Here is an 8,238-nt window from a genome sequence, read left to right as displayed (position 1 = left end):
GCGATCAGGCCGAGGTGCCGGAAGTTCAGCGGGTTCTTGTCGACGTAGCAGCGTACCGCCGCGTCGTCCTGGCGCAGCTGGTTGCGATAGAGGTGCGCCGCGGTCGACAGCGCGCCGGCACCCGGCGACGGTCCGAGCTGCGCGGCGAGCGCGGTGATCCAGTTCAATTCGCTGCGATTGCAGACGTCCGGATGCTTGGCAAGCTGGCTCGCGACCAGCGTCGTGCCGGAACGCGGCAGGCCGACGACGAACACCGGCGTGATCCGTTCGTCGACCGGCAGCGGCAGCGGCACGCGCGCGCGCAGCTGCATCTCGACGAAACGCTGCCAGCCGCGCAGGTCCCAGGGAAACGCCACGCGCGACTGCTGGTTCGCTTTCCGCAGCACCTGTGCGGCGCGAGGATGGTCGCCGAGGTCGTCGAGCGCCTTGCCGAGACCGAACGCCGCGCACAGCGCCGCGGGTTCCTGCAGGTCGGTGCGTCGCTGCGCCTCTTCGAGCAGTTGCAGGTCCGGATCGTCGGTGCGCGAGAATTTGTGCGTGTGCGCGAGCCGCAGCCACGCCGCGGCCTGCTGCGGATCGATTTCGATGGCGAGGCGCAGACGCCGCCGCGCGGAACCGAATCGGCCGAGCGTCAGCGAGATTTCGCCGGTCATCGACAGCAGTTCCGCGTCGCGCGGATTCGCATCGAGCACGGCCTGCGAGATTTCCTCGGCTTCAGCGTTGCGCTGGCATTCCTGCAGGAAGCGCAGCGTGCGCGCATCGCCCATGCGCGTGCGCGAGTGTCGGCGCCACAGCGCGAGCACCGTCTCGCTCGCGGCACCGAGGCGTCCCTGTTCGCGCAGCATGAACGCGAGCGCAAGCGGCGCGTCGGCATGCGTCGGCTCGGCCGCGATGACCTCGCGAAACATCTGCTCGGCCTCGCGCACGTGGCCGCTCAGCCGCAGCGCGATGCCGTAGAGGTAGCGCAGGGTCGTCGACGACGCCCAGCGGTTGAGCCCCGCTTCGATCAGGAGACCCGCGGGCACGGCCTGGTTGCCGCGCAGCAGGTCTTCGGCGCCTTGAATCCAGAGCTGGATGCCGGCCTTGCCGACTTCGAGGCGGCCGAGGAACTGCTGCAGGGCCGGCCCCGTCTGCCCCAGGTTTATGCCGCGCCGGAGATCTGCCATGGCGACGGCATATTGTTCGGAACTCAAACTCATGCGGAATGGACTGCTTGCGACGGCCGCGTACGCGCGCGGCCCGGACGCGCATTATCGTCGCGCGGCCCGGGCGCACAAGCGCGCCCGGTCGCGAATTGGCGGGAATTGGGAAACGGGAATCGTTCGAGCAACGGCAGCGGGCGGTCGCGGCAACCGGGAACAAGAATCCGGGGAGTGGCTAGCAGGCCAACCGCTCCGCCCTTGCGATTCCCGACTCCGATTCCGGCCCTGGCAGGCTGTTGAGAAACAGTCTGCTGGGGCGATGCCGACTTGGATCGCACGAGAGTCGATCGCGCAAGCGATTGATTCTCGGAGAACGCGCGCAAGCTTCGCTTGCGCCGTTCGATTGAGAAACGGGCAAACGCCCGTTTCTCGACATCCTGCTAGGGCACGAACTCCTGCACGTTCGTCGACGCCGCGGTCGTTGCGGCGACGCCGACCGGCAGCGCGTGGTAGTTGTTCGTGAGCCAGCGTCCGAGCTGGCTCGCGTAGCGCGGGTTGCCGAGCACGGCGCTCTGCCCGCCCGGAATGATTTCGCTCGCGCCGATCTCGGCCGTCATCTCGCCGACGAAGCGCCGCGCCGGGCCGCTCGAGAACATGAATTCGTTGACGCCGTTCGCGCGCGCGTTGTGGCTGGACGCGTCGACCGCGTCGAAGCCGCCCGCGCGCGGCACACCCGGCAGCGCGGCGGAATAGTTCACAAATCCATAAGGATTGTTGCCCGGCAGATTGAAGCTCGACCCCAGCGGGTGCGCAAACAGAATGCGGTGCAGCTTGCCCCAGCGGTAGTCGGCGAGATTCGTCGAACCGCCGAACGCGGCGGCGAAATCGGCGCTCGCAAAACGCGCGAGGCCGTCCTGCATGCTCTTGAGCAGCACGTAGTCGCGCGCGTCCTCGGGCGTCGGCGGCGTGCCGGCCGCGGCCGGCGGCACGAAGAAGCTCAGACCCGAGGCGCCCTTGCCCTTGAGCACCGGGAAGCTGTCGAGCAGGAACTTGAGACCGGCATAGCCGTCGGAGCCGCCCGGCAGCGCCGAGCCGAGGCCGACCTTGGTCACGGTCGCGTCGATAGTGCTGCGGATCGCCTGCGAGCGCCAGATCGCGAACAGGCTCGCCGCCACGCTCGCATCGATCTCGGCGGCGCCCGGTGCCGGCAGCGCGCCGGGGTTGTCGCCCGGATCGAAGCCTTCGGGAATACCGGTCGGCGTGCTGAAGTCCCAGTTCTGGATGCGCGTGACCGCCGCGGCGACGTTCGCGTCGGCGGCAAGCGCCGCGAGCGGCGCCCAGGCGCCCGCCGCCTTCGCGCGATTCAGCGCGTTGACGAGATGCGGCGACACGAGCTCGGCGTCCATGAGCCGGTTGTTCGCCTGCAGCGCCTTCATGTCGGCGACGGTCAACTTGCGACCGCTCGCGACGAGCGCGGCAAGCTCGCGGTCGATGCGTCCCTGCCGGTAGGCGGAATATTTGAAATTCAGGTAGTAGAGGCCCCCGCCGGGACGCACCTGGTTCAGCGGGTTGTTGTCGAGCGTCGTGCCGACCGGGTCGTTGTTGGCGTTCGCGAACCAGCCCTTGGCCGGATTGACGACCTGCGGCATTTCGGCAGCCGGCAGCACGTCGAACGGCACGGCCTGATTCGGCTGGCGCGTGGACAGCGCGAGCCAGTCGTGCTTGAGCCCGCCGCCGCCGTCGCGGATCAGCCACGGCGGGCGGTTGCCGTCCGGCGCGTTCATGGTCTGGAGGTCCGTGCGCAGCGGCAGTTCGGCGCTCGTGAAATACGCGATGTTGCCGTCGACATCGGCATAGGCGAAGTTCTGCGAGCCGACGTCGAAGTATGTGAGTGCCTGCTGGAACTCGGCGAGATTCTGCGCGCGGTTGATGCGGCGGAACGATTCGAGTTCGCCGGTCGCGCCCCAGCCGGTATAGGCGACCGACAGTCCCGACGCACCGCTGATCTGCACGACCGGACCGCGGTTGCGCCGCGGCACGACGACGGTGACCGCGCCGTTGGTGTAGCCGATCGTGTTGTCGCGCGCGAGATTGTTGGCCGTGCCGTCGCCGACTTTGTTCACATAGAAATTCTGGAACACCCACTCGACCGGCTCTTCCACGGTGCCGTGCACGGTCGCATACGGCAGGCCGTAGCTGTTGACGCGGAAGGTTTCCTGGAACACGTCGGTGACGTCGAGCGGATTCGTCGTCGTGCCCCAGCAGAGCTTGTCGTTGCAGCCCTGGATCACGCCGGGCGCGCCCGCGACGGTGACGCCGGTGACGTTGATCGCCGGACTCGCCGCGTTGAGGTGCTGCTCGACAAATACCGACGGCAGCGCGAGGCTCAGGTGCGGGTCGTTCGACAGAATGGGCTTGCCCGAGAGCGTCAGCGCGCCCGACAGCACCCATTCGTTCGAACCCGCGCGATTCTCGCGCGGCTGCAGGTGCGGCCCGATCAGCGGATGGTCGGCGATCTTGTCGCGATAGGCGCGCGCGAGGTCGAGCGTCGTCGCATCGATCGCGGGGACGGCCAACGACTTCAGCGCCTCGGGCGCGTCGCCCGGGCTCGCCGGCGCGATCGTCACGCGATTGTCCGGCGGCGCCAGGCGATGCGTATCGCCGAAGTACAGTGCGGTGCCGTCGAAATTGCCGGCGCGGCCGGCCTGCTGGTAGGCGCCGAGTTCGAGCGTGCTCTGGATGTCGAGATCGAACGAGAGCTGGAACGCGAGGGCCTTGCCGATCACGATGCTGTCGACCGGCGACCATGGATCGACCTGGCTGATCTCGAGCGCGCCGTATTCCGGCGGCAGGCTCGCGGTGGTCCGCAGCCAGTAGTTCACGCCGTCCGCGTAGGCCTTGAGCCAGCCGCGCGTGTCGTCGCTCGCCGCCTGCCAGGTCGCCCAGGCGGCGCGGCGCAGACCAAGCGTGCGCGTCTGCACGTCGTTGGCGAGCGCGGGCTGGCCGACGAGTTCGGCGACCGTGCCGCTCGCGCCGCGGCGGCTGAAGTCCATCTGGAAGAAGCGGTCGCGCGCATGCGCATAGCCCTGCAGGAACGCCAGGTCGTGCTCGTTCTGCGCCTTGATCAGCGGAATGCCTTCGGCGTCGGTCGCGATGCTCGCGGCGGCGCGCAGTTCGGGGATCTTGATCGGCTCGGCGAGCGCGGCACCCGGCAACGCCGCGGCGACGGCAAGCGCGAGAACGCGGCGGCAAGTGCGCTGCAGACGGGTCTGAGGCATGTCGTTTTCTCCCAGGGATGAGCCGCGGTCGCGGGTGCTGCGGCGAATCCCGAGCGTATACGTCTGTGACGGGCGTCGCATTCGGCGCTGCAACACGAACGTTTGAATGGCGCCGCGTCGGCGCCGTGGGCCGGCCGCGTGTCAAGCCTTGCCCCTGCCCGGCCCTGCGCTTACGCTGCGCCGCCGGGCCTCGATCGACATGACCGCACGTTTCGTCCATCTGCATGTCCACAGCGAATACTCGCTGATCGACTCGACCATCCGCATCGGCTCGCTGATGAAAGCCTGCGCGAAGGCGGACATGCCGGCGCTCGCGCTGACCGACCAGGTCAATCTGTTCGCCCTCGTGAAGTTCTACAAGGAAGCCGAGAAAACCGGGGTCAAGCCGATCGCGGGCGCGGATCTCTGGATCGCGAACCCGGCCGACCGCAACAAGCCGACCCGGATCACCGTGCTGTGCCGCAACCGCACGGGCTATCTCAATCTGTCGCGCCTGCTGTCGCGCGCCTACATCGAAGGCCAGCACGGCGATTTCGCGCAGGTCGACCCGGCCTGGATGCGCGACCACAGCGAAGGACTCATCGCGCTGCTCGGCCGCGACAGCGATGTCGGCCATCTGCTGCTCGCCGGCAACGGCGAACTCGCCGCAACGCGCGGCGGCCAGTGGCTCGCGCTGTTCGGCGAGGACCTGTACGTCGAGATCTGCCGCGTCGGCCATCCGCAGGAGGCCGTGTTCAACGATGCGGCGCTGCGCCTCGCGGCCGCGCTGGCCTGCCCGGTCGTCGCGACCAACGACGTGCGCTTCCTGCTGCCCGGCGACTTCGCCGCGCACGAGGCGCGCGTGTGCATCCACCAGGGCCGCGTGCTGGCCGATCCGAAGCGGCCGCGCGACTACACGCAGGAACAGTACCTGAAGTCGCCCGGGCAGATGGCGGAGCTGTTCGCCGACCTGCCCGAAGCGCTGCAGAACAGCGTCGAGATTGCAAAACGCTGCAATCTGGAATTGTCCTTCGGCACGTACTATCTGCCGGCGTTCCCGGTTCCGCCGGAACACACGCTCGACAGCTTCATCCGCGAGCAGGCGCGGCGCGGCCTCGCCGCGCGCCTGGCCAAGCACGGACCAGCGCCGGACAAGACCGTCGAGGACTACGAGCAGCGCCTGGAGATCGAAGTCGACGTCATCGTGAAGATGGGCTTTCCGGGCTACTTCCTGATCGTCGCCGACTTCATCAACTGGGCCAAACAGAACGACATTCCGGTCGGACCGGGCCGCGGTTCGGGCGCGGGTTCGCTCGTCGCCTATTCGCTGGGCATCACCGATCTCGATCCGCTGCCCTACGACCTGCTGTTCGAGCGTTTCCTCAATCCCGAACGCGTGTCCATGCCCGACTTCGACGTCGACTTCTGCATGGACGGACGCGACCGCGTCATCGACTACGTCGCGCAGGCCTACGGCCGCGACCACGTCAGCCAGATCATCACCTACGGCACGATGGCCGCGAAGGCGGCCGTGCGCGACTGCGGCCGCGTGCTCGGCCATCCTTACGGCTTCGTCGACGGCATCGCGAAGCTGATCCCGATGACGCTCGGCATCAGCCTGGACGACGCGCTCGGCGAATCCGACGCGGCGCGCAAGGATCCCTCGCTGGCCTCGGCCGAGCTGATCCAGCGCTATCACGCCGAGGAAGAGGTCAAGGCGCTGCTCGATCTCGCGCGCGAACTCGAAGACCTCACGCGCAACGCCGGCAAGCACGCCGGCGGCGTCGTCATCGCGCCGTCGCAGCTGACCGACTTCGCGCCGCTGTACTGCGAAGCCGGCGGCGCCGGCGTCGTCACGCAGTTCGACAAGGACGACGTCGAATCGGTCGGCCTGGTCAAGTTCGACTTCCTCGGCCTGCGCACGCTGACCATCATCGACTGGGCGCTGAAGGCGATCAACGCGCGGCGCGCGCGCAAGGGCGAGGCGCCGATCGACATCGCCGCGCTGCCGCTCGACGACGTCGAGTCGTACAAGCTGTTCGCGCGCGGCGACACGGTCGCGGTGTTCCAGTTCGAATCGCGCGGCATGCGCGAGCTGCTCAAGCGCGCCAAGCCCGACCGCTTCGAGGACATCATCGCGCTCGCCGCGCTGTTCCGCCCCGGCCCGCTGGGCTCGGGGATGGACCGCGACTGGGTCGACCGCAAGCACGGCAACGCCGCCGTGACCTACCCGCATCCGTCGCTGGAACCCGTGCTCGCGCCGACCTACGGCGTCATCGTGTACCAGGAACAAGTGATGCAGATCGCGCAGGTGCTCGCCGGCTACTCGCTCGGCGGCGCCGACCTGCTGCGCCGCGCGATGGGCAAGAAGAAGCCCGAGGAGATGGCGAAGGAGCGCACGAAGTTCGAGGCCGGCGCGGCGGCGAACAACGTCGATCCGCAGCTCGCGAGCTCGATCTTCGATCTCATGGAGAAGTTCGCCGAGTACGGCTTCAACAAGTCGCACTCGGCCGCCTATGCGCTGGTCGCCTACCAGACCGCGTGGCTGAAGGTGCACTACCCGGCCGAGTTCATGGCTGCGGTCATGTCCTCGGACATGGACAACACGGACAAAGTCGTCAATTTCCTCGACGAAGCGCACGCGATGCGGATCCGCGTGCTGCCGCCGCACGTCAATGAATCCGAATACATGTTCGAGGCGCACGACGACGGCGCGATCCGCTACGGCATCGGAGCGATCAAGGGCGTCGGCCATGGCGCCTGCGAGAGCATCGTCGCCGAGCGCCGCAGCGGCGGACCGTACAAGGACCTGTTCGATTTCTGTCAGCGCGTCGATCCGCAGAAGCTCAACAAGCGCGTGCTCGAGGCGCTGATCAACGCGGGCGCGCTCGACGGCCTCGGCGGCAAGAACCGCGCGACGCTGATGGCGCATCTGCCCGAAGCGACCAAGGCCGCCGAGCAGTCGCTCAAGGACCGCCAGAGCGGACAGGTCGACATCTTCGGCGCGAGCTTCGGCACGCCGGTGCTCGTGCAGATGCCGCCCGATGTGGACGAATGGCCGCTGGAACAGCGCCTGGCCGGCGAACGCGAAACGCTCGGGCACTATCTGTCGGGCCATCCGACCGATGCCTGGAAGCCGCTGCTGCTGCAGCTCGGCACCTGCGAGCTCGGCCAGATCGAAACGAAGTTCCAGCCGCCGAAATTCAAGAAGAAGGACGGCGACGACGGCGACAACCGCTTCCGCCGCGGGCCCGACACGCCGTGGACGATCGCGGGACAGGTCGTCGCGCTGCGCAAGCGCGGCGATTCCATGGCCTTCGTGACGATCGAGGACTGGAGCGGCCGCATCGAGGCCAGCTTCTTCCGCGACGCCTACACCGAGTACGGCCATCTGCTCGCGCGCGACGCAATGCTCGTGATCGAAGGCGGCCTGTCGTTCGACGACTTCTCCAATGCCAACCAGCTGCGGGCGCGCAGCGTGCTGACGCTGGATCAAGCCTGCGAGCGCTTCGCGCGCGGGCTGCATGTCGCGGTCAAGGCGCCGGCATCGGGCTACATCGATCAGCTCAAGGCAGCGCTGCTCGGCTATCGCGGCGGGTCGACGCCGCTGCGCATCGAATACACGAACGCGCGCGGCGGCGGCTGCAAGCTCGACGCCTCGGCCGAGTGGCGCGTGCGCGCCGGACCGACCCTGCTGCGCGCGCTGCGCCAGCTACCGGGCACGGCCGATGTCAATCTCGTGCTCGCGCGCGCGCAGCCGGCCGGCAACGGCGGCGATTGACGGTGCCGCGGAACCGTCGCGCCCGTCAGTCCCAGCTCCGTCATCCGAGCCGCTATAC

3 protein-coding genes are annotated in these 8,238 nt (G+C 68.2%); 1 reads left to right on the top strand and 2 read right to left on the bottom strand.

Annotation, left to right across the window (positions count from 1 at the left end; translation table 11 throughout):
* Both VLF18_RS14830 and VLF18_RS14825 read right to left on the bottom strand, forming a co-directional pair.
* Positions 1–1,199: tetratricopeptide repeat-containing sulfotransferase family protein (locus VLF18_RS14830; protein ID WP_325280410.1), on the bottom strand; the 1,199-nt coding region annotated here is incomplete at its 3' end.
* 383 nt (positions 1,200–1,582) lie between these two features.
* The gene (locus VLF18_RS14825) at positions 1,583–4,420 is read right to left on the bottom strand and encodes a penicillin acylase family protein (protein WP_325280409.1); all 2,838 of its coding nucleotides are present in this window, start codon (positions 4,418–4,420) and stop codon (positions 1,583–1,585) included.
* A 199-nt stretch (positions 4,421–4,619) separates the two neighbouring features.
* On the opposite strand from VLF18_RS14825, the gene dnaE reads away from it, so the two are divergent.
* Positions 4,620–8,180: a DNA polymerase III subunit alpha gene (dnaE, locus tag VLF18_RS14820; protein WP_325280408.1), complete on the top strand. Its 3,561-nt coding sequence runs from the start codon at positions 4,620–4,622 to the stop codon at positions 8,178–8,180.
* Positions 8,181–8,238: the final 58 nt, after the last annotated feature.

The organism is Tahibacter sp., assembly GCF_035481375.1.
Taxonomy (GTDB): Bacteria; Pseudomonadota; Gammaproteobacteria; order Xanthomonadales; family Rhodanobacteraceae; genus Tahibacter.
This window is presented reverse-complemented; position numbering and strand designations above follow the sequence as displayed.